The sequence below is a fragment of the Paenibacillus sp. FSL P4-0127 genome (genome assembly GCF_038007325.1).
In the GTDB taxonomy this organism is placed as follows: domain Bacteria; phylum Bacillota; class Bacilli; order Paenibacillales; family Paenibacillaceae; genus Fontibacillus; species Fontibacillus macerans.
Map to the genome: position 1 here is coordinate 3,947,587 of NZ_JBBOWY010000001.1, position 20,588 is coordinate 3,968,174.

The 20,588-nt window shown below is 54.5% G+C and carries 17 protein-coding genes; 12 read left to right on the forward strand and 5 right to left on the reverse strand.

Annotated elements, in window-relative coordinates; genetic code table 11:
* Positions 1-58: 58 nt before the first annotated feature.
* Positions 59-1,051 carry a YpdA family putative bacillithiol disulfide reductase gene (locus NYE74_RS17810; RefSeq protein WP_124332753.1) on the reverse strand — a complete coding sequence of 331 codons (993 nt, stop codon included), beginning with the start codon at positions 1,049-1,051 and terminating at the stop codon, positions 59-61.
* Between the two features lie 236 nt (positions 1,052-1,287).
* Between NYE74_RS17810 and NYE74_RS17815 the strand changes: the two genes are divergently transcribed.
* The 3 genes from NYE74_RS17815 (at position 1,288) to rsgA (ending at position 4,169) form a co-directional block, all read left to right on the forward strand.
* Positions 1,288-1,758 (forward strand): DUF3939 domain-containing protein, encoded by a 471-nt coding sequence (locus NYE74_RS17815; RefSeq protein WP_036622453.1) that lies wholly within the window; start codon positions 1,288-1,290, stop codon positions 1,756-1,758.
* Positions 1,759-1,859: 101 nt separating this feature from the next.
* Positions 1,860-2,558 (forward strand): HAD family hydrolase, encoded by a 699-nt coding sequence (locus NYE74_RS17820; protein ID WP_082207747.1) that lies wholly within the window; start codon positions 1,860-1,862, stop codon positions 2,556-2,558.
* 498 nt (positions 2,559-3,056) lie between these two features.
* Positions 3,057-4,169, forward strand: coding sequence for a ribosome small subunit-dependent GTPase A (rsgA, locus tag NYE74_RS17825; RefSeq protein ID WP_341005047.1), 1,113 nt, complete (start codon positions 3,057-3,059; stop codon positions 4,167-4,169).
* A gap of 499 nt (positions 4,170-4,668) precedes the next feature.
* Here the strand turns inward: rsgA and NYE74_RS17830 are convergent, their stop codons facing one another.
* Entirely contained in the window at positions 4,669-5,454 is a 786-nt protein-coding gene (locus NYE74_RS17830) for an alpha/beta hydrolase (RefSeq protein WP_036622459.1), read from the reverse strand.
* Positions 5,455-5,704: 250 nt separating this feature from the next.
* On the opposite strand from NYE74_RS17830, the gene NYE74_RS17835 reads away from it, so the two are divergent.
* On the forward strand, positions 5,705-6,931 hold the full coding sequence (locus NYE74_RS17835) for an MFS transporter (RefSeq protein WP_036622460.1): 1,227 nt from the start codon (positions 5,705-5,707) through the stop codon (positions 6,929-6,931).
* 73 nt (positions 6,932-7,004) lie between these two features.
* Here the strand turns inward: NYE74_RS17835 and NYE74_RS17840 are convergent, their stop codons facing one another.
* On the reverse strand, positions 7,005-7,244 hold the full coding sequence (locus NYE74_RS17840; RefSeq protein WP_036622462.1) for a hypothetical protein: 240 nt from the start codon (positions 7,242-7,244) through the stop codon (positions 7,005-7,007).
* Positions 7,245-7,571: 327 nt separating this feature from the next.
* Between NYE74_RS17840 and NYE74_RS17845 the strand changes: the two genes are divergently transcribed.
* From NYE74_RS17845 to NYE74_RS17870, 6 genes are all read left to right on the forward strand, one after another.
* Complete coding sequence (locus tag NYE74_RS17845) at positions 7,572-8,399, forward strand: hypothetical protein (protein ID WP_036622464.1); 828 nt, start codon at positions 7,572-7,574, stop codon at positions 8,397-8,399.
* Between the two features lie 187 nt (positions 8,400-8,586).
* Positions 8,587-8,973, forward strand: coding sequence for a GntR family transcriptional regulator (locus NYE74_RS17850; protein WP_036622466.1), 387 nt, complete (start codon positions 8,587-8,589; stop codon positions 8,971-8,973).
* The gene (locus tag NYE74_RS17855; protein ID WP_124332755.1) at positions 8,970-9,836 is read left to right on the forward strand and encodes an ABC transporter ATP-binding protein; all 867 of its coding nucleotides are present in this window, start codon (positions 8,970-8,972) and stop codon (positions 9,834-9,836) included. The genes NYE74_RS17850 and NYE74_RS17855 overlap by 4 nt, the downstream gene beginning before the upstream one ends.
* Complete coding sequence (locus tag NYE74_RS17860; RefSeq protein ID WP_036622470.1) at positions 9,829-10,464, forward strand: ABC-2 transporter permease; 636 nt, start codon at positions 9,829-9,831, stop codon at positions 10,462-10,464. Before NYE74_RS17855 ends, NYE74_RS17860 begins: the two co-directional genes overlap by 8 nt.
* A 99-nt stretch (positions 10,465-10,563) precedes the next feature.
* Positions 10,564-11,373 carry an SDR family oxidoreductase gene (locus tag NYE74_RS17865; RefSeq protein ID WP_115311278.1) on the forward strand — a complete coding sequence of 270 codons (810 nt, stop codon included), beginning with the start codon at positions 10,564-10,566 and terminating at the stop codon, positions 11,371-11,373.
* Between the two features lie 753 nt (positions 11,374-12,126).
* On the forward strand, positions 12,127-12,492 hold the full coding sequence (locus NYE74_RS17870) for a DnaJ family domain-containing protein (RefSeq protein WP_036622474.1): 366 nt from the start codon (positions 12,127-12,129) through the stop codon (positions 12,490-12,492).
* A 92-nt stretch (positions 12,493-12,584) separates the two neighbouring features.
* Here NYE74_RS17870 and gluQRS read toward each other — a convergent pair whose 3' ends face one another.
* A complete protein-coding gene (gluQRS, locus tag NYE74_RS17875) occupies positions 12,585-13,544 on the reverse strand; it encodes a tRNA glutamyl-Q(34) synthetase GluQRS (protein WP_124332756.1) in 960 nt (319 codons plus the stop codon).
* 478 nt (positions 13,545-14,022) lie between these two features.
* The gene (locus tag NYE74_RS17880) at positions 14,023-15,363 is read right to left on the reverse strand and encodes a hemolysin family protein (RefSeq protein WP_270619023.1); all 1,341 of its coding nucleotides are present in this window, start codon (positions 15,361-15,363) and stop codon (positions 14,023-14,025) included.
* Positions 15,364-15,714: 351 nt separating this feature from the next.
* On the opposite strand from NYE74_RS17880, the gene hrpB reads away from it, so the two are divergent.
* Positions 15,715-18,423 (forward strand): ATP-dependent helicase HrpB, encoded by a 2,709-nt coding sequence (gene hrpB / locus NYE74_RS17885; protein WP_124332758.1) that lies wholly within the window; start codon positions 15,715-15,717, stop codon positions 18,421-18,423.
* Between the two features lie 748 nt (positions 18,424-19,171).
* Positions 19,172-20,452 (forward strand): glycosyltransferase, encoded by a 1,281-nt coding sequence (locus NYE74_RS17890; RefSeq protein WP_341005049.1) that lies wholly within the window; start codon positions 19,172-19,174, stop codon positions 20,450-20,452.
* Positions 20,453-20,588 lie beyond the last annotated feature (136 nt).

Genomic DNA, 20,588 nt, shown 5'->3' on the forward strand with positions numbered 1-20,588 from the left:
GTGCTTTGCACCTCCTCCTATGGAGAAATCCAAACCGGGCCTTGCCCCTTTTGGGGCGTTATTTTTCGGCGGAACGGGAAGCCAAAATATGCTCCGCGATCAGCTTGCCGTGGCCGCGCCCGGTTTCGATAAACACCTCGTTGGCGTTGCGGCCCGAGGCGATGACGCCCGCGACGTACAACCCCGGCACGTTCGTCTCCATCGTTTCCGGATCGAACACCGGCTTCTCCATATCGCCGGCCATTTCCACCCCGGCGCCAAACAGCAGTTTGCGGTCCGGACGGAATCCGGTCAAGGCCAGCACGAAATCGTTGATCAGCGCCGTTGTTTCGCCGCTATCGTTGGCCTCGACGACCACATGATCCGGATGGATTTCTATCACCCGGGAGTTTAGCCGCAGATCGACTTTGCCTTTGTTGACCAGGCTTTCGAAGATCGGCCGCACCCAAGGCTTGATGTTGCCGGAAAGATCGTCACCCCGGTAGACGACGGTGACCTCGGCGTTCACGCGAACGAGCTCCAGCGCCGCGTCCACGGCCGAGTTGCTGCCGCCGATAATCGTCACTTTGGTGCCGGTATACGGATGCGCCTCCTGGAAATAGTGGGACACTTTATCGGTATTTTCTCCCGGAATGCCCAAAATATTGGGGTGATCGAAATACCCCGTCGAAATGATCACATTTCGTGCCGCGTACTCCGTGTGTTCCCCGCCGCGCTTGACGGAGCGCACGATAAACGTACCGTCCGGCTGCCGCTGGACTTCCGTGGCTTCCTCATAAGCCGATACCGGGACGTTGTAGAAGTCGCTCACTTTTCTGTAATATGCCAGCGCTTCATGGCGGAAAGGCTTGTCATTGGGCGTAGCAAACGGCACATCCCCGATTTCCAGCAGCTCGGCCGTACTGAAAAATTGCATATGGGTTGGATAAGAGTAGATGGAATGAACTAAGCAATGTTTTTCGAGAACGAGCACATGCAGTCCGCGCCGCTGGCATTCGATCGCTGCCGACAGTCCGCAAGGCCCTGCTCCGATGATGATGACATCCTGCATGGGTTCCTCCTGTGTTTGTTGTTTTTTTTGGTTTTCAAAAAGAATTTTCAAAACAATACCATCCTACAGCAAATGCCAAAGAATAGCCAGACATTAACGGTTTTTTGGCGAAATCAGGCCTTGTTGTGTCCATTGAGTGACAATTGAAGCGCGGCTGTCTCAAAACGTAAAATTTGGAGTAAACTAATATTGTAAGCGCTTGCCATAAATTTGATAGATTTAGGGAGGTGCCGTACATGCTGTCGTGGTTCAAAAGAAAACCAAAACCAACTCGCGCCGGAGCCCCGGATACCGTTTCGGTTTCGCTCGACGAGGTGAGGCAGGCCGTATTGCGTTTTGAGGCCGACATGCCCGAAGGCGTAAACCGGTTATCGCTGCTGCTTCCTGACGGAAGTCTGGAAATGAAGCGATTGTCGCGTTATTTGGGCGGCATTACGAAGCAACGATTTTTTCTGTCCAGGGAAACCTATGAGATTTTTGATGAAACCGACCGCCTGATTCCCTATTACTTGGACATGGTTCAGCCTGCGGTGGATACTTACATGGATGAACAGGGGAAACTTCCGGTGCTGGAACAGTCCCGCGAGCTCCAGGTGGATTACCGGCTGTTAATGCGGGAGCACTACCTCAAGGAAATGCCGCCGTTTCCGCTGTATGTTACGGAGCAGGAGATGCTGTTAACCCACCGCCCCAGACGTGTTATGTGAGCCTGGAGCGCAGGGCCCGGTCAGGGCCTTGCGCTTTTTTCATTTGACAGCCTGTTTTACAATAGAGAAAGAGAATAAGTGGGGAGAGAGGGAACTTAAAATTGCAGCTAGAAGCGGTGTTGTTTGACTTGGATAATACGCTGATGGACCGGGACCATACGTTTCGCCGGTTTGCGGAACAGTTGGCGCGGGAATGCCTGGTGCCTGTCTTGGAAGAAGAGGAGCGGAACAGGCTGATTGATTATATGATCGAGAGGGACGCCGACGGATACCGGCCGAAAGAGGGCTTCTTCCGGGAGCTGATCGAACATTTGCCGTGGAAGAAGCGGCCCGACCTGGAGGAACTAAAGGCTTATTATGACCGCAACTATATGACCCACGCCAAGGCGATGGATCACGCGGCCAAGACATTGGAAGCCTGCCGCTCGCGGGGCCTCCGGTTAGGCATCATCACCAACGGAATAAGCCGTTTGCAGCACGGAAAAATCGATTTGCTCCACTTGCGGCCGTATTTTGACACGATCGTCGTATCCGGGGACGTGGACATCCGCAAGCCGGATCCGCAAATTTACCGGCTGGCGTTGGAGCGGCTTGGCGTAACCCCGGAGAAGGCGGTGATCGTCGGCGACCATCCCCGCAACGATATTTGGGGGGCGGCGCAGGTCGGGATTCGCGGGATTTGGCTGCGGCGCAAACATGCCTGGGACGCGGAGCTGGCCGGAGGAGAACCTTGGCGTTCCGTTTATGGGTTGGACGAAATTCCCCCTCTGCTGGAGGAACTTGCGGGAACGGAGCAATAACCGGGTAGGGGCATTTTACAAGTGGAAGGATTGACAAAGCCTGCCCGATCCAATATGATGAATACAAAATCTTGAAGGAGGCTGGTAATTATGAAAAAAGTCCATGTGTCTAAGCTTGATGTTCATGAAACTTTTGACGTAAGTACGGCCTGCTTGGCGGAAAAGCATCTAACGCTAACCTTTTGTTAATGAATGAAGGCTAGCCATAAGGTGCAGGATTACCCAGCCGCGGGACCGTATTGTCGTCCCGCGGCTTTTTGCTGTGGCCGCCGGCGAATTTCGCTAGGCGGCCGGGAGAAACTGCGCAGGGAACAGTGCCCTAATTCCGATTGAATGAGCGTGTGCGCGCGGAAATGGGAGCCGGTTTTCCTGCGGCTTCCAAAGCGGGCGCGGGGCGATGAACCTCGCGTCTTTTTGCGCTGTTTTAGCTTGCTGCAGATCCGCCAAGAGACCGCGAAAAATCAAACCGAACGATATCATTTTAGGAGGAATACCCGATTGAATTTGACCAATTTAGGATGGAATCATGAGCGGGAAACCGCATTAAAAGGGCTGAGCCTTGGGCAGGTATGGCCGGGCAGAGTCGTGGCCGACCACGGACGCAAATACCGCGTGGCTACGGAGCGGGGCGAAGGCTGGGCGGAAATGTCCGGCCGCCTGCAGCATGAGCTTGGCGAGCGCAGCGAATTTCCGGCGGTAGGCGACTTTGTGGCGCTCCGTTTTCTGGCGGACGACAGCCAGGATGCGGTGATACACGGCCTGCTTCCGCGTACCAGCCGGATCTCCCGGCGCGCCGCCGGTTCGGTACCGACCGAGCAAATCGTCGCGGCCAATGTCGATCTGTTGTTTGTGGTGGCCGCGCTGAATCTGGATTTCAATTTGCGGCGTTTGGAGCGCTATTTGATTATGGCGTGGAACAGCGGGGCGTCGCCGGTGATCGTTCTGAGCAAAGCGGATCTATGCCCCGATCCGGAGCGTTACGTCAGCGAGACGGAGGGAATCGCGCCCGGGGTGCCGGTTATCGTGGTCAGCGCCATGGAAAACCGGGGGCGGGAGCAGGTGGATGCGCTGCTTAAACCGGGCGTGACGGTCGCCTTGACCGGCTCGTCCGGCGCCGGAAAATCGACCATCCTTAACTGGATGGCCGGAGAGGAGATGCAGCGGACCCAGAGCGTGCGCGAGGACGACAGCCGCGGCCGGCATACGACGACGCACCGGGAGCTGTTCGTGCTGCCCCAGGGCGCGGTCATGATCGACACGCCGGGGATGCGCGAGCTGCAGCTGTGGGACGATGACGGCGGCTGGGCGGAAGCGTTCAGCGACATCGAGGAGCTGGCCAAGGCGTGCCGCTTCAGCGATTGCCGGCACCAGCAGGAGGCCGGGTGCGCGGTCCGGGAAGCGCTGCGCACCGGACAGCTTGAGCGTAAACGGCTGGACAATTACCTTAAGACGCAGCGGGAGCTTAAATTTCAGGCCGCCAAAGAGCAAAGCCGGCAGCGCGCGGCCAAGGCCGGGGCCGGCAAAAGCGCCGCCAAGGCCGGTTCCGGCAAAGGCGGCGCTCCCCGCGGCAAAGGGGAGCAGCGCCGGCGGTTTGCGCAGGAGTGGGAGTAGTCGGGAGTTGGCTTATGGGTGGGATTGATTTCCGGGAAATCTCCCGACAAAGTCAGTTAGCCATCCATTCGTATGGAGTTAACGACCCTGCGTCTCTGCGTCCCGGATCTCCAGTCTTTCGCTAGACGGTTGTGATCGGGCTTATTTCGTCGAAAAGACGCGGATTCAATTTCTAACGGTTATAATCCGCCCCTAGCGTTGCATTAACTTTTGCCAAAGATTTCACGTAAAAGCTTCTCGGAAATCTAACGGTTGCAGCAGCGGCTATTTTACGAAAAAAGACCTTTTCTAAATTGTAACGGTTGTGAGCGCCGTTATTTGCCTGAATCTGAGCAAAATAGCCGGATTTAAGTGAAATAAGCGCCATGGCAACCGTTACAATTTGAAATCAACGTTTCATAGAACAAATAGCGCTTGTGGCAACCGTTAGAATAGTTGTGTGGCTAGAACATGTATCTAGTCAGATCAGATTTAATGCAACGCTTGTGGCAACCCAACATTAAAATGACGGGGCCCGCAGCGGCAGCCATTGCAGCACGTCTTGGATTTTGGCGTCCCAGTATCCCCACTCATGTTCGCCGGGGCCTTCCTCATAGGTCAGGGGGATTCCCAGCCGGACGCAGGCTTCGCGGAACGTCCGGTTATCCGCGTACAGAAAGTCTTCCGTGCCGCAGCACTGGTACAGCCGGGGCACCGGCTTGCCGTCTTTGCCGGTCTGCTCGAGCAGCGCCAGCAGGTCGTTTTCGCTGTTCTGCGGACCGGCATCTCCAAAGATGCGGCGCAGCAGCGCAAAGTTCGCGTCGTCCAAACGAAATCTTGCATTCATGTCCAAAGCCCCGGATAAGCTGGCCGCCGCGGCGAACATCTCGGGTTTTCGCAGGGCCAGCTTAAAGGCTCCGTATCCGCCCATCGACAGGCCGGCGACAAACGTGTCCTCCCGGCGTCCGGACAACGGGAAAAACGAACGGCAGAGCCGCGGCAGCTCCTCGCTGACGAATGTCCAATACCGGTTGCCTTCGGCCATATCGGTGTAGAAGCTCAAATCGACCTGAGGCATGACGACGGCGAGCCCCATGCCCGATACATAACGTTCGATCGACGTCCGGCGCAGCCAGACGGTGTCGTCGTCGGACATGCCGTGCAGCAGGTAGAGGGCCGGATAAGGACCTTGAGCTCCTTTGGCGGACATTCCGATTTGCGACTTGGCGGGCTCAGGCAAAATCACGGTCATCGACGTGCTGAGCCCCAGCACTTCGGAATAAAAGCGGCATTGAAACAGTGCCATTTAACATGCTCCTTTGCTTATGCGATTCGGAAAAACGCCGTGCCGCTTCGCGTAAGCGTTTTCCTGAACGCATGATTGGAATGAAGCCATACCTGGCCAACTCTCGTCTGCCTTTCATGGCTATAGCTCAATTATAACGCCGGACAGGATTAATTTCTTCATCTTTCCAAACGTTCCGCTGAAATCGTGCTACAATAAGAAGGACGGGTTAGTTCCAGGGTATCGAGGTGACAACGCTGGGGGTGGGAAGATGAAATTCCCCTGGAAAAGAAATCTGTACGTGCTGTGGATCGGGGTGTTTTTTTGCAGCACTGCTTATTCCATGGTCATTCCGTTCATGTCTTTGTTTATCGCGCATGATCTCGGAGTGACGAAGAATTTGACCCTTTGGTCGGGCTTTGCGTTCGGCATTACGTTTTTGGCCGGGGCTTTGATATCTCCTTATTGGGGATCGCTGTCGGACAAATACGGACGCAAGCCGATGCTGCTGCGCTCGGGTTTTTCCTTGTGCGCCGTATATATACTTAACTCATTGGTTCAGGATCCGTACCAGCTCATCGCCGTACGCATCCTCTCCGGGTTATTGGCCGGGTACGTGCCGTCGGCGATCGCGCTGGTGGCGACGAATACGCCGGAGAAGCAGGTGGGCTACTCGCTAGGAATCATGTCGACGGCGGGGGCGGCGGGCGGCATTATCGGACCGCTGGTCGGGGGCTCGCTCAGCAAATTTATCGGGTACCGCGAATGCTTTCTGGTTGCGGGAGCGGTGGTGTTGTTTTCCGCCTTGATCGCTTTGATTTTTGTGAAGGAAGAGAACTTCGACCGCAACCGCGAACGCTCCCATGTGCTGGACGACTTAAAGGAAGCTTCGGCGAACCGTCCGTTTATGGGCCATCTGCTCGTGGTGATGCTCGTCACGGCTTCAGTCATGGTACTGGAGCCGCTGCTTTCGCTTTATGTGCTTGATCTTGGCGCCTCGGCGTCCGACGCCTCCTTCAGTTCGGGCATTATCTTCTCGGCGGTGGGCATCGCGACCGTGATCGCCGCGCCGATTTGGGGTAAAATCGGCGGCCGTATCGGCTACAAGAATACGCTGATGATCGGCCTGATTGGCGGCGGTCTGGGCAATATTCTGCAGGTTCTTTTCCACAATCAGGTTGGCTTCGGGGCGCTTCGTTTTGTGTACGGCCTGTTTTTTGCCGCGGTGTTCCCGGCTTTGAACGCGCTGATCGTTGAGGTGACCAAGCCGGAGTTCCGCGGCCGGGCCTTCAGCCTGAACCAATCGGCCAGCCAGCTTGGCAATATGGTCGGGCCGATCGCAGGGGGCGCCCTTGGCGGCTGGATTTCCATTCCGCTGGTTTTTGTGCTAAACGGCGCATTGCTGGCCATCACCGCGGTGACGCTGCGCCTGAAGCCGCTGCTCCAAGCCAGACATGCCGGCAAAAGCCCCGGCTCAGCCGCCGGCAGATCGGGATAAGATAAAAGAAACTCCCCCTCTTAGCGTAATGAGCTAACGAGGGGGAGTTTCTTTTGCCGCGGCTTCCGCCAGATTAATAGAGTGAAAGCGCCAGCGTGTCGAATTCGCTTTTGCTGTGAAGGATCGCTTCGGAACCTTCGATTTCAATGCTGATCAGCGAGCTCAAACATTTTTTCAAAGCTTGTTTGCCGTTATAATATTTGTACTCGAGCGCGCTGGTCAGCAGTTTTAAAGTACGCTGTACAGGTTGCTTGCTGTCGACGTTAAAGTAAACGGGTACGAGATTGTTTTGGAAGTTAATGAGAATTCTCATAGTAATCACCTCTATACAGTGGTTTCATAGTACAATACTATAGTAAGAAACTTAAAAAAACATTAAGAAAACATTATAATTCGATTAATGTTTGATGACATAATATCACCGGGGAGGGACGGAAGTCTCTCTTTTTTGCGCTTACCTTAATTACGAATTCAGGATTAAAAAAGTTTCATCTCGCTCAAAAATATGCTTCATGCCCTATTTTTGTGGGTATATTGTAATAGAATGGGAAAAATTTCCGCGCATTGCAAAATTAATAAGTGTTATGATTACACCAAAGGAACGAAAATGAAGCTTTGATCCTAATGAGGAGGTGGACAGATGTTGGTCTCAAGTGCTGTGCGGAAAGGCACAGTGAAGCTGGATGCATACTCTTGGTTTTATTTGACGAAGACTTTAGGACCAGGAGATCTGCTTGAAGCGGACCATCCTTTTTTAAAATATTTGCATAGAGGGCTGCGCAAAAACGAAACCCCCACACCGCTGATCGAGAATCTGCCAAGCTTGCCCCTGCACGTATCGACCTGTCTGACTGCTGCGTTTCTGGCGGGCAAAGCCTGCTGGCTAAATTTTCGGGCCGGGACGAAGAAATATGAACAATATTTATATTTGGCCGGAAAACAAATGGTTAAAGTAGAGCGGCTTCACGAGGAATCGCCGCGTTTGCTGCTGGAAAGCGCTGGCGGGATGCAGCAGTGGTGCGAGGACCTGACTTTGAAAATGAGATGGAATTCGCGAACGCTCCGCGTCGAGCTCCCCGCTTTAATGATGTCCAGACGCCGGTTTGAAGAGATCGCCGGCCAAATGGACAAGCTGGATCTGGAGAAGTTGACCGGCGCGCTTACCGCGCTGACGAATGACGAGGAAGGCAGCATCGCGCTTGCCCGCTGTCTGAAAGCTCCCTTGGCGCAGGGAGAAATGCGTTTTTACGCTAAGGCGGGGGATGCTTGGGAGCTGCAGACGGTACATTTTCTGAACAATGAACATATTAACTGGCTGATCCGATTCAGCGCCAATGAGGAAGAAGACTGGCTGATCGCCACGCCGACCCCGCGCCATCAATTTCAGGACATGCTGCACATGTGGTTTCGGCAACCGCCGGAAGCCCAAAAGGAATCCCGAGAGGAAGTCCGCGCCAAGTCCAGGTGATTCGTCCGGCCGGAAATAAGATCAGAACGTCCCCGCGGGGACGGCTTTATAAGACGAGGTCAAACGGGATAATCCCGGTTGGCCTCTTTTTGTCGTTTTTAAACTCAGGGGTTGATTTTTTATGTGTGAGTGTATATATTGTATATATACATTGTTGACAAAGTATACAACAAAGGAAAGATGTACAATGGATATTTTGCTATCCCATTCTTCGGGCGAACCGATTTACTTGCAGATCGTCCGGCAAATCCGGGAGAGCATCCTGCAGGGGAAGCTTCCCCCCGGTACGGCGCTTCCTTCCATACGCCAGTTGGCCAAAGATTTGCAAATCAGCGTCATCACGACGAAAAGGGCCTATAACGAGCTGGAGCAGGAGGGCCTCATCGATTCCGTGGTGGGAAAAGGCTCCTTCGTTGCCGGCGGAAATCAGGAATTTATCCGCGAACAGCGGCTGAGAGCGCTTGAGAACAAGCTGAGGGAGGTCCTGGAGGAATGCCGCAGCATACCGGTGAGCATGGAGGAACTGATCGAATGGATGAAGCTTTTGGACAGCGAAGGAGGAGCAAAGAAATGAACGCGATACAGGTTGATGGATTTTCGAAACGGTACGGAAGCTTTGCATTATCGGACGTGAGCTTCGGAGTGCCGAAAGGCTACATTACCGGGCTGATCGGTCCCAACGGAGCCGGAAAAAGCACGCTGATCAAAGCGGTCATGGGCATGGTGCTGCCGGATCAGGGCAAAATTTCGGTGCTCGGTGAAACGGCGGGTTCGGAGCATGCCGGGTACAAGCAGCATGTCGGCTATATATCAGACGAAAATATTTTTTATGATTATTTGACGATGGAGCAAATGAAGCGGATCGTTGCCCCGTTTTATCCCGGCTGGGACGAGGACGTTTTCGAGCGGTACATGGACCGGTTCGAACTGCCGAAACGCAAGAAGATCAAGGATTGCTCCAAGGGGATGAAAATGAAGTATGCGATCGCGCTCGCTTTGTCGCATCATCCGGCGCTGCTTATTATGGACGAACCGACGGCGGGGCTCGATCCCGTTTTCCGGCGCGAGCTGCTGGATTTGCTTGCGGAGTATATCTTGAGCGGGGAGAATACGGTTTTGTTCTCCACGCATTTAACGGCCGATCTCGATCGGGTGGCGGACTACGTTACCTTTTTGAACCGCGGGAGCCTCGTATTTTCCGATACAAAGGACGATGTGCTTGAGCGGTATGTGCTCGTCAAAGGCAGCCGCGGCTTGCTCGATGCCGATGTGCGCCGGGCCCTGATCGGGGTGCGGGAGACGGAGGTTGGATTCGAAGGCTTGGCGCCGGATCGTGAACAAGCCCGCGAGCTGTTCGGCGGCGAGGTGCTGTACGACCGGCCTACGCTGGAAGAAATCATGTATTTTACGGTGAAGGGTGGAAAAGCAAATGTCTAGCATCGTTCGATTGCTGCACAAGGATCTATTGCTGATGAAGCGTTATATCGGAGTGTTGGCGGTTTATGCCATCGTGTTCTCCGGTTTTATTCAGGCGAACAATTCGTTTTTGTACGGAATGCTGCCGGGGATGGTGCTGATTTTGACGCTTAGCGCCGACATGCAGCTGCCGGTTCAGCAGTTTCTGGTCAACCTGCCGGTGCGCCGCAGCCTGCTCGTTTTGTCCAAATATGCCTCCGCGTTTATTTTCATGCTGGCGGCGTTCCTCTTGAGCGTTGTGCTGGATAAAGGAGCCGCTGTGCTGCAGGGAGGTTCGGTTAGCTGGGAGCCTTCATATTTGCTCGGCGTGTTTGCACTCCAGATTCTGGTCATGTCTGTTTATATTCCGCTTTATTTTTGGCTTGGTCCGAAAGGGGCCCAATTTTTGAACATCGCCATGATGATCTTCTTTTTTGGAGTCAGCTTTACCGTGTACAACGTACTGGGCAGCGAAAGAGCGATGGGGATGATCGCCCGGATCGGAGCGCACCCCTATGTCGCCGGCCTGATGGGGATCGGCGTTGCGGCGCTTGCCGTATTCGTTTCCTATAAAGTATCGTGTCTGATTTTCGCAAAACGGGACCTGTAAGAAAAACATCGTGACTAAATCACACCCCTAGATGGGCAATCTGGAAAGAGGCAGAAAAATGACTTTTTGAACTACCTCTGATAGGAGTGTGAGCAGATGATGGAAGGACATCAAACAAACAAGCGCGGGCGTTTTGAGGGAAAAACGGCGATCGTGACCGGAGCCGGCTCCGGCATCGGCAAAGCGGCGGCCGTTAAATTGGCTGCCGAAGGCGCGAAGGTGGCGCTGTTCGATCTGCTGGATGAACGGACCGGGCAGGCGGAGCGGGAAATCAACGGCCTCCACGCCGGGGCGGCCCGGGCCTTCGATGTGGATGTGGCCGATCCGGCGCGTATGGAGAAGGCGGTCCGCGAGGCGGCCGGGCATTTTGGGGGCATCGATATCGTCTTCGCAAACGCCGGCATTAACGGGAGACTGGCCCCGGTGGAGGATTTTAGCTTTGAAGAATGGGAAAAAACGCTCAGCGTCAACTTGAACGGCACTTTTTTGACGGTAAAAAACGCGGTCCCGTATTTGAAGCAGCGCGGCGGCGGCAGCATTATCATCACAAGTTCCATTAACGGCAACTATAAATTTTCCGGTTTCGGCATGTCGGCATACAGCACCACCAAGGCCGGGCAGGTCGCTTTTGCCAAAATGCTCGCCCTGGAGCTTGCCAAGTTCAAAATCCGTGTCAACGCGATTTGCCCTGGAGCGATCGCCACGAATATCGACGCTTCCACGGAAAAAAGCAAGGAGCTGCAGGAAATCATCATTCCGGTCAAATATCCTGAAGGCTCGCAGCCGCTATCCGATGGGCCGGGGCAGCCGGAGAACGTCGCCGATTTGGTCGCTTTTTTGGCCTCCGACGAAGCGATTCACATCACCGGCGCCCAAATCGTCATCGACGGCGCGGAATCGCTGCTGTAGCCAAAAATTTAAAATGGCATTTCAGGCGTTTGCTTCCGTCCTTGGGGCGGAAGCTTTTTTTTGCTATCCCCACTTTGGAAAAAATCCAATAGATTGATGCTGATCGCCCGTAATTGGGGCAGAAGGCAAGAAAGGGAAAGGGGTTAATACTCCGAATTAAGGCGGCGGTGATAGGGGATGACGCTTTTCCTGGCGCGCCTTTCCGTATACACGGCGGCTGGCCGGACCGGAGCTGGTTTTCAGCGGGGCCGAACCAATGTATAATCGCAAGTAAAACCGGTGTTTAGCGTGAAATCAACTTTGCTAATTAAGACTCAACCTAATAACCAGCGCTTGACAGGGAGGGCGGTAACCGATCGTGGCAAGAAATATCGGCAGATCAATATCCGCTGTCCGGACGCTTTGCACGATTATCCCATTTGATCCGGAAGCAGAGAGGAAGAGAATTTAGGAGAAGAAAAAAGGTTTGGGAGCAGCAGGCATGTTCGAGATCGTTAGTTCGAGATCGTTAATTTCGAGATCGTTAGACAGGCTTGTGAGAAGGAGGTTGGAGAAGTGAAACAGACCTGACGGAGGAATGGGGCAAGACGCCGGGAAAAATGAAAGGACCGTGATTAGCCCCCACCCTTTCCCCCTGAACAAAAGGGAGAATCGTGCAAAGCGCATGCAGGGATACCTAAACACGAACGCAGATGTGCGAAACTTGTTGGTATAGAAGGGTATTGGCAAATAGGTGCGAAGGAGGAGAAGAAAATGTTGTCTTGGCTCGCTGAGCAAAAAATAGCCGAAGCGATGGCGCGCGGGGAATTCGATCATCTGCCCGGGAACGGGCGGCCGCTGCAAATTGAGGATTTGTCGTCCGTTCCGGAAGATTTGCGGATGGCCTACAAATTACTAAAAAACGCCGGATGCGTTCCGGAAGAATTAAATCTGCACGGCGAATGCCTGCGGTTGGCCGATTTGATCGCGGCCTGTCAGGATGAGGAAGAGAAGCGGGAGCTGAAGAAAAAGCTGTCAGAGCAGCAGCTGCGGCTGAACATGCTGGCGGAACAGCGGGGGCTGACACACAGTCCGGCGTTCCGCCAGTATGAAGATGCGATCCGTCGGAAGCTGGAGTAAACTCGCGCCGCGGCTGGAGACATGGGCTCGGCCGGAGCGGCCGGAGGCCGGTATGCTGCTCAAGGCAGCTCAAGGCTGCGACACGGCAGCGGTTAGGGCAGCAGCTTACGCACCATCGCCTCCGTTAGAATAAACGGCTCGCGGGTGATGTTGTCCAGCCGGAACTCGCGGACCAAATCGCCCGCGGCGGCGGGTTCCGGCCGATCGGTCAGGCCGCTGATGTACGCCAGCCAGCCGATGACGGTCTCCGGCCGCGTACCCGCCTGGCGCAGCGCGCCGATGCCGAGGTCGCCGTGCCGCTTGGCCAGCCGCCGCCCGTCTTCGCCAAGGATGAGCGGGGCGTGGGCGAAGGCGGGCGGCGTCCATCCGAGCGCGGCGTACAAGTGGAGCTGGCGGGGCGTGGAGTCCAGCAAGTCGTCGCCGCGCAGCACGTCGGTGATGCCCATCAGGCAATCATCGACGGTGACGGCCAGCTGGTACGAGAACAGCCCGTCCGCCCGCCGCACCACAAAGTCGCCGCCGCTGCCCGGCGGGAACGACTGCGGCCCGGCGATGCCGTCCACGAAGGCGAGGCCTTCGCCGCCCAGCGCGAAACGAAGCGAAGGCGATTTCGCCTGCGCTTTGATCCGGCGTTCCGCCGGGGTTAAATGGCGGCACGTCCCGGGGTACGGCGCGCCTTCCGAGCTTAACCCGTGCGGCGCGCCGGCCACGGCTAGCAGCTCCGCGCGGCTGCAATAGCATGGATACAGGCGGCCGTCTTGGTCCAGCTTGGCCAAAGCCTCCTCGTACATCGCCGTCCGGCGGCTTTGCCAATACGGGCCGTACGGACCGTCCGCACCGGGGCCCTCGTCCCAATCCAGGCCAAGCCAGCGAAGATCGGCGATAATCCGTTCGGTAATTTCCGGTTTTGAGCGCTGGATGTCGATATCTTCAATCCGCAGCACAAACGCTCCTCCGGCCGCCCGCATTTGCAGCCACGACAAAAGCGCGATTTTGGCGTTGCCCAGATGCATGTCGCCGGAAGGCGTCGGCGCAAAGCGTCCGCGTCTCATGGTGATCACTTCCTTATGATGTTGTGCATGATGTTGTGCATGATGTTGTGTGTAAGCTGTAAAAGTTGTGAAAGTTGTGTAATCTGTAAAATTCGTGAAATTCGTGAAATTCGTGAAAGCCGTGAAAGCCGTGAAAGCCGTGAAAGCCGTGAAAGCCGTGGAAACCGTAGAAGCACTGGTGCTTTTTTAAGGGAATTACCCCATCCGCCGGAAGTTTAACGGTTGAAACAGCCGCTATTTTACGAAAAAAGGCGGTTTCCAATTTCTAACGGTTGTGAGCATCGCTATTAGTCTCAATCCAGGTAAAGATAGCCGAGTTTCAGTAAAATAAGCGCTATGGCATCCGTTAAAATTTGCAATCAACGTTGTGGGACCAAATAGCGGCTGTGGCAACCGTTAGAAAGTTATCGTGTTAGAAACATTTGTTGCATCAGGTGTTGCATCAGGTGTTGCATCAGGTGTTGCATCAGATTAGCCTTTACAATCGTTCCTGGGGAGCTTCTTCCGGAAGCACGGGAATCTCGATCCTTTCGATTTCGATCTTCCGGATCCGGCTTTCTTCCCGTTCCAGCACCTTAAAACGGAGATCGCCGTGCGTAAGTTCCGTTCCTTCCTCGATGTCCATGTTTTGCCCGTAAACCCATCCGCCGATCGTATCGGTTTCCTCTTCCTCCAGGTCGGTCAGCAGCAGTTCGTTAATCAGCGAGACGGACACTTTGCCGTCCACAATGAGATGATTCGCCGCAACTTCGGTAATTTCCTGCTCTTCCTCAGCATCGAATTCGTCGCGGATGTCGCCGACGATTTCCTCCAAAATGTCCTCAATCGTCACCATTCCGGATGTTCCGCCGTATTCGTCGATCAAGACCGCGATGTGGGAGCGCTCCTTCTGCATTTTTTTCAGCAGCTTGGGCAGCGGAATATTTTCCGATACCGTCATCACGGGCCGGACAAGCGAGTCCAGGGAACCCCGAAACGTCTCCTCATCGGACAAAAACAGCGTCTTCGTGTTGATCATTCCGATGATATCGTCCTTGTTTTCCCGGATCACGGGGTAGCGGGTATACTGCTCTTCCTTAATGATCTGCAGGTTTTCCTCCCGCGATTTGCCGGCGTGCAGACAAACCATGTCGGTCCGCGGCACCATGATGTCTTTGGCGAGCTTATCGTCAAACGCGAATATGCGGCTAACAAAACTGAATTCGTTGGTGCCGATTTGTCCGCTTTCCAGGCTTTGGCTGAGCAGGGCCCGCAGTTCTTCCACACTGTGCGCTTCGTTCCATTCCGCGGGCGGCTTAAGGCCAAGCAGTGAAACGATCCAGCGGGAAGAGCGGTTAAGCAGCCAAATCATTGGAGAGAGCAGCGTCGCGAACCAGAGGAGCGGCCGGGATGCGGCCAGGGCGAACAATTCCCCCTTTTGGGAGGCAAGCACCTGCGGCACCAGTCCGCCCAGCACGACATGCAAATACGTGATGATAATAAAAGCGATTAGAAAGGAAAAAAACGATTCCACCGGCTCGGACAAGCCGATATAAAAAAACAGCGGCCGCAGCAGCCGGCGAACGGCGGGTTGTCCCAGCCAGCCAAGCGTTAAGGAGATCGCCGTGATGGCGAGCTGGCAGGTCGACAGGGCTTGATCCATGCGGTCGGCCAGTCTTTTTAACGCGGCTGCGTTTTTGCGGCCTTCTCGCCTCAGCGCGTTCACCCGACCCGGGCGGAGCGCGCGAAGCGAAGATTCGGCAACCACGAACAAGGCGGTGAGCGGGATTAATGCAAAGATAACCGCCAGTTTGATCAGATCGGTTCCGTACACACTCATCTTTTCGAAAACTCCTTTGGACCTTGAAAAGTAATTATTTCAGCTCAAACCTAGAAATCGGCGCTTGACATCCGGTCAAGCGGAGCAACGAATCGCGGGGCTGTAAAATTGCGGAACTTAACGAATCGCAGGCCTGCAAAATAGCGGCATTTTATGTATTTATTATCCGGCGCTCCGGCATGTTCATCCCCATTAACGGCATTTTTTGTCCTTATTATTCTGGATCAATGGACCGGAACATAGGGCTGGAGTTTATGTTGCTTTATTAAGGTTGTTCAAAAAAGGCGGTTTTGATCACACCTAAGGGGAATGTGGTAAAATCGATACGAATAGAGACTTGAGGAGAGAACGATGACGAAGCTGTCTGAACCTAAACCGATGCCTATAGATGAAGCGATTCCCGCGTTAAAAGACAGCCTGCGTAAGGCAGGCGCTGCCGTTCTGCTGGCCGAGCCCGGAGCGGGGAAAACGACGCGCGCGCCGTTGGCGCTGTTAAGCGAGCCGTGGCTGGAAGGCCAGAGCGTTATTTTGCTGGAACCGCGCCGTCTCGCGGCCCGTTCCGCCGCCCTGTATATGGCCGCGCAGCTGGGCGAACGGGTCGGCGAAACGGTGGGCTACCGGATGCGCGGGGAGAGCCGCGTGTCGCGCAAAACGCGGATTACCGTTGTGACGGAAGGGATTTTGACCCGGCTGCTGCAGCAGGACCCGGCGCTGCTGGGGACGGGACTCATCATTTTTGACGAATTCCACGAGCGCAGCCTGCACGCCGATTTGGGGCTGGCGCTGGCGCTGCAGAGCCGCGAGCTGCTGCGCGATGATTTGCGGCTTCTGATCATGTCGGCGACGCTGGACGCGGAGCCGGTCGCCCGGCTGCTCGGCGATGCGCCGGTCGTTCAAAGCCGCGGCCGCATGTATCCGGTGGAGACATTATACCTTCCGCAGGCACCGGCCGCGAAAGAACCGCTCGAAACCGTGGCGGAGCGGGCGGTGCGCCGCGCTTTGGCGGCGCATGACGGCAGCCTGCTCGTGTTTTTGCCCGGGGCCCGGGAGATCCGCCGCGTCGAGTCGCTGCTTGCGGGATCGCCGCTGCCCGAGGGCGTGCTGCTCACGCCGCTTTATGGGGCGCTGCCGCAGGAGGCGCAGCGGCGGGCGATCGAGCCGGCGCCGGCGGGCCGGCGCAAGGTGGTGCTGGCCACGTCGATCGCCGAATCGAGCTTGACCGTGGACGGCGTGACGGTCGTCATCGACAGCGGCCTCCGGCGGACCACCTTGTTTTCCCCGCGGACCGGGATGAACCGTCTGGTGACGGTCCGCGCCGCCCGCGATTCCGCCGACCAGCGGCGGGGCCGCGCCGGGCGAACCGCGCCCGGCGTATGCTACCGCCTCTGGAGCGAGGCGGAAGACCGCGCGCTGCCCGCGCGCACGCCGCCGGAGATCCTCGAGGCGGACCTGGCGCCGCTCGCGCTGGAACTGGCGGCGTGGGGCGCCGGCTCGCCGGACGAGCTGGCTTGGCTCGACGCGCCGCCGCCAGCGCCTTACGCCAGCGCCGTCCTGCTCCTGCAGCAGCTCGGCGCGCTGGATGCGGCCGGCCGCATCACCGGGCACGGCCGGCAGATGGCCGCGCTCGGGCTGCACCCGCGGCTGGCGCATATGCTGCTGCGGGCGCGCGAGCTTGGCCTGGCCGAGCCGGCCTGCGCCCTGGCCGCGCTGCTCGAAGAGCGCGACCTGCTCAAAGGCGCCGCCGGCCCGGACGGCGACCTGCGCCGCCGGCTCGCGCTGGTGCTGGACGCGGCCAAGGGTGCGCGCGGGGCCGGCTCGGCGCTCGAGGCGGACCCGGCCGCCCTGCAGCGCGTCCAGCAGCTCCGCCGCCAATGGGAGGCGCGGCTGCTGGAGCTGGATCAGCCGGCCAACGAAGCTGCCGCTGAAGGCTTGGCCGCGCCGCCGTCCGCCCAGGCGCCGGCGCCCGGGACGCTTCCGCCCCAAACGCCGCCGACTCAAGCGCCGCCAGCCCAAACGCCGCCGGCCCAGGCGCTGTCTACCCAAGCGCCCACGGCTCCTCAGCCGCGCGCCGATCTTGACGCGCAGCAGCCGGACCGGTATTGCGGCCTGCTGGTCTCTTTCGCTTACCCGGACCGCATCGCCATGCGCCGCCCGGACGGGCGGTATTTGCTGCGAAGCGGGCGCGGCGCGGTTTTACCGATGAAAGAGTCCCTCGGGGCCGCGGCTTTTCTGGCCATCGCCGATGTCGACGACGAGGGGGCGGAAGGGCGGATTCTTTTGGCTGCTCCGCTCGACGAAACGGACCTGTATCGTTATTACGGCAAAGAGATTGCCGAGGAGCGCAGCGCGGCTTGGGACGACGCTTCCGGTGCGGTGCGAGCCCGAATCCGCCAAACGTTCGGCGCGATCGTCCTGAAGGAGCAGCCGGATCCGCAACCGGGTCCCGAGCAGATTACCCGCGCCCTGTTGGATGCAGTTATCGTCAAGGGCGTGGGCATCCTGCCGTGGACGGACAGGGCGCGAATGCTGCAAGAGCGGCTGCTGTTCTTGCACCGCTTGGATGAGCGATGGCCGGACGTTTCTGACGAGACGCTGGCGGCGACGGCAGAATCGTGGCTGGCTCCGTATTTGTCCGGCGTGCGCAAGCGTTCCGATTTGCAAGCTTTATCGTTGTACGGCATCCTGGAGAACCTGTTGGACTGGCCGTTGCGGCAAGTGCTGAACGCCGAGGCGCCAACGCACTTGCTAGTCCCGAGCGGCTCCAAAATCCAAGTTCACTACGATGGGCCACAGGCCCCGTATGCTGCAGTACGCCTGCAGGAGGTATTCGGGATGATGGAGACCCCGCGAATCGGCTTCGGCCGGGTGGCGATCACCCTGCATCTGCTGTCGCCAGCAAGTCGGCCGGTTCAGGTGACCGCGGATTTGCGCAGCTTTTGGGAGACGACCTATTTCGAGGTCAAAAAAGACCTCAAAGGCCGTTACCCCAAGCATTATTGGCCGGATGATCCCATGGAGGCGACGGCTACCCGCAAGGTGCGTCCGGACGGGCAACGATAGCCGGACGTTGGATGAACGTGATACAGACTGCAATCTAATCGCATTGACCACAAGCGCGGTGATCTTCCGGGATCGCCGTGCTTGTTTGTCGTTCCACCAGTTTTATTTCGGCGATTATCTCATTTCTCACAGGCAAGATTCGAACAAATAGTAGAAATTTATCCTTTAATCGCCAAGAAGAGTATGATTTAATAGAATTGTAACCTATGGCAGATATTTCCTTCGGATGTCAGAGGGAAAGGGACACATCGTTTGCTTTCGTCTCTATACAAATAATGATTTGGGAAGCACCAGATTGCGCTCTTTTTGCTTGGTTTATTTCATTTAATTTTCTAGTGAAAGAGGGTTTCAAATTATGCATTCGATGAGAACCCACCGATTCTCCCAAAAGTGGAAGCTATTTGCCATGACCTGCTTGACATTGTCTCTGTTGCTTCAGGGAGGTCTCCGACAGCCGACGGCCGCAAAGGCGGCGGATTCACACAAAGGCGGCGTGACTCCTCCTCCAGCACGCTAACGGAATTGATGGATTCGCTCAAGACGCTTCTATGGAAGCCGTGGGATAAACTCATTGCCGCACTGAACAGGACACCCAGTCGAACCTCAAATGGGCGATAGAAAAAGCAGAAGTCGGTCGTTGCGGCAGAGTAAAAAGACTCGACAACTAACCGTGTCACCGTTTATGCAACACTACTGATGTAATTTTACGGAAATTACAGAAACTTAGAGTAAATAGGAGGCGGATTAAATGGAAAATCAATTGTTGCCTGGAATTGTTGTTTTGAATAGAAATTATTTTCCTGATTCCGAAATGAGTGCTTATAAAGTAGGTGCTACTCATTTTGCGCTTGAAATAATAAAGTGTCTAAATGAGAATGGTTCTTTACTAGGAATTATATTATATAAGCGAGATGAAACATTATCAGAACCAGCAATTAAAAACGAAACTCTAAACGGTTACAATACAATAACATTATTCTTTAATTTTAGAATGAATGACGAGAGTGTTATGGAAGCCATAGACAGGGCTATTGTCATGTTATACAGAAGTGAAACGGATAATCTGATTGTCTATTACCATACAGATACAATTATACAGTACCATCCTAAACATATTCCCGCTTGCTTAACTCATCATGGACCTTTTGTTGAAGATTTTATTGAAAATTATTCGTTAATCGAGGCTTATAAGGCATTTGAAAGTAACGAAAAGGTGCATCATATGTTAGAACAGCAAAAACGAGGTTTGACTACGTTGCTAAGCAATGAAAATATCTTTGTTTTACAGCATTCAAATATGCAAAGCAGGTTCTTAAGAAATAAAGGAATTAGGCAAGATTTAATTAAGGCGATTATTCCTCCAATCATTCCGATAACTGTAAGTGAAGTTAATTTAGGTGAAAAGTTACAATATTTTTTGAAGAACATTTCTGAAAATGAATTAATATTAACATCGAATGCTGCAAGGATTGATTACTTTAAAAATATGGATTTATTAATACACTCGGCTTTAGAATTAACAAAAAAGAATATTCCGGTAAAAGTAATCATAACAGGAGGATCAAAGGTTGATGAGCATAAAAGAGAAGCTCTTTATAAACTGATACCAGAGAATCTTAGATATAGATTTATGTTTACTGAAAAATTGTCAAAACTTGAACTTTATGCGCTCTTTAAAATAATGAAAAGAAAGGGGATTTTCGTATTTACTTCTAGATATGAAACACTTGGAATAACACCATTAGAAGCTGTCTTAAGTGGTGTATGCACTATTATGCCGGATTCAGATCTGGTGGAAACATCCAGATTTTTTCCGCAAAAATATAAATTTTCTCCCTCGCTTGAAATGCTTGTAGATAAACTTAATGAGTTATATTTCAGTAAGGACTATAAAACAAATGAAGTGAACAATTATGTTGGTAGCATTATTTCTGAAGAGAATTTTAAAAAAAGTTTTATAAATATGTGGAGTGAAATAACTACTATAGTAAATGAAAAAAAGTATTCAAAAAGTGCTTCCTGTAAATAAAATTTTCACTGGCCTTCCCTGTTCTCAAGCTTTCAACGCCCTTCCGCATTTCTTGCCAAGATTGATTGTACTTGACTCTCAAACACTGATTATTAGGTTGAGCCATAAGAAAGTATAAGTTTCGGAGCCTCTGCTT

Bases quoted from the DNA above. Each gene is read 5' to 3' on its own strand.
- NYE74_RS17890 (WP_341005049.1), top strand. From the start codon at position 19,172: ATGGAAAATCAATTGTTGCCTGGAATTGTTGTTTTGAATAGAAATTAT.
- NYE74_RS17880 (WP_270619023.1), bottom strand. From the start codon at position 15,363: ATGAGTGTGTACGGAACCGATCTGATCAAACTGGCGGTTATCTTTGCA.
- NYE74_RS17815 (WP_036622453.1), top strand. From the start codon at position 1,288: ATGCTGTCGTGGTTCAAAAGAAAACCAAAACCAACTCGCGCCGGAGCC.
- NYE74_RS17840 (WP_036622462.1), bottom strand. From the start codon at position 7,244: ATGAGAATTCTCATTAACTTCCAAAACAATCTCGTACCCGTTTACTTT.
- NYE74_RS17810 (WP_124332753.1), bottom strand. From the start codon at position 1,051: ATGCAGGATGTCATCATCATCGGAGCAGGGCCTTGCGGACTGTCGGCA.
- NYE74_RS17850 (WP_036622466.1), top strand. From the start codon at position 8,587: ATGGATATTTTGCTATCCCATTCTTCGGGCGAACCGATTTACTTGCAG.
- NYE74_RS17870 (WP_036622474.1), top strand. From the start codon at position 12,127: ATGTTGTCTTGGCTCGCTGAGCAAAAAATAGCCGAAGCGATGGCGCGC.
- NYE74_RS17845 (WP_036622464.1), top strand. From the start codon at position 7,572: ATGTTGGTCTCAAGTGCTGTGCGGAAAGGCACAGTGAAGCTGGATGCA.
- gluQRS (WP_124332756.1), bottom strand. From the start codon at position 13,544: ATGAGACGCGGACGCTTTGCGCCGACGCCTTCCGGCGACATGCATCTG.
- NYE74_RS17865 (WP_115311278.1), top strand. From the start codon at position 10,564: ATGGAAGGACATCAAACAAACAAGCGCGGGCGTTTTGAGGGAAAAACG.
- NYE74_RS17830 (WP_036622459.1), bottom strand. From the start codon at position 5,454: ATGGCACTGTTTCAATGCCGCTTTTATTCCGAAGTGCTGGGGCTCAGC.
- NYE74_RS17855 (WP_124332755.1), top strand. From the start codon at position 8,970: ATGAACGCGATACAGGTTGATGGATTTTCGAAACGGTACGGAAGCTTT.
- NYE74_RS17860 (WP_036622470.1), top strand. From the start codon at position 9,829: ATGTCTAGCATCGTTCGATTGCTGCACAAGGATCTATTGCTGATGAAG.
- hrpB (WP_124332758.1), top strand. From the start codon at position 15,715: ATGACGAAGCTGTCTGAACCTAAACCGATGCCTATAGATGAAGCGATT.
- NYE74_RS17835 (WP_036622460.1), top strand. From the start codon at position 5,705: ATGAAATTCCCCTGGAAAAGAAATCTGTACGTGCTGTGGATCGGGGTG.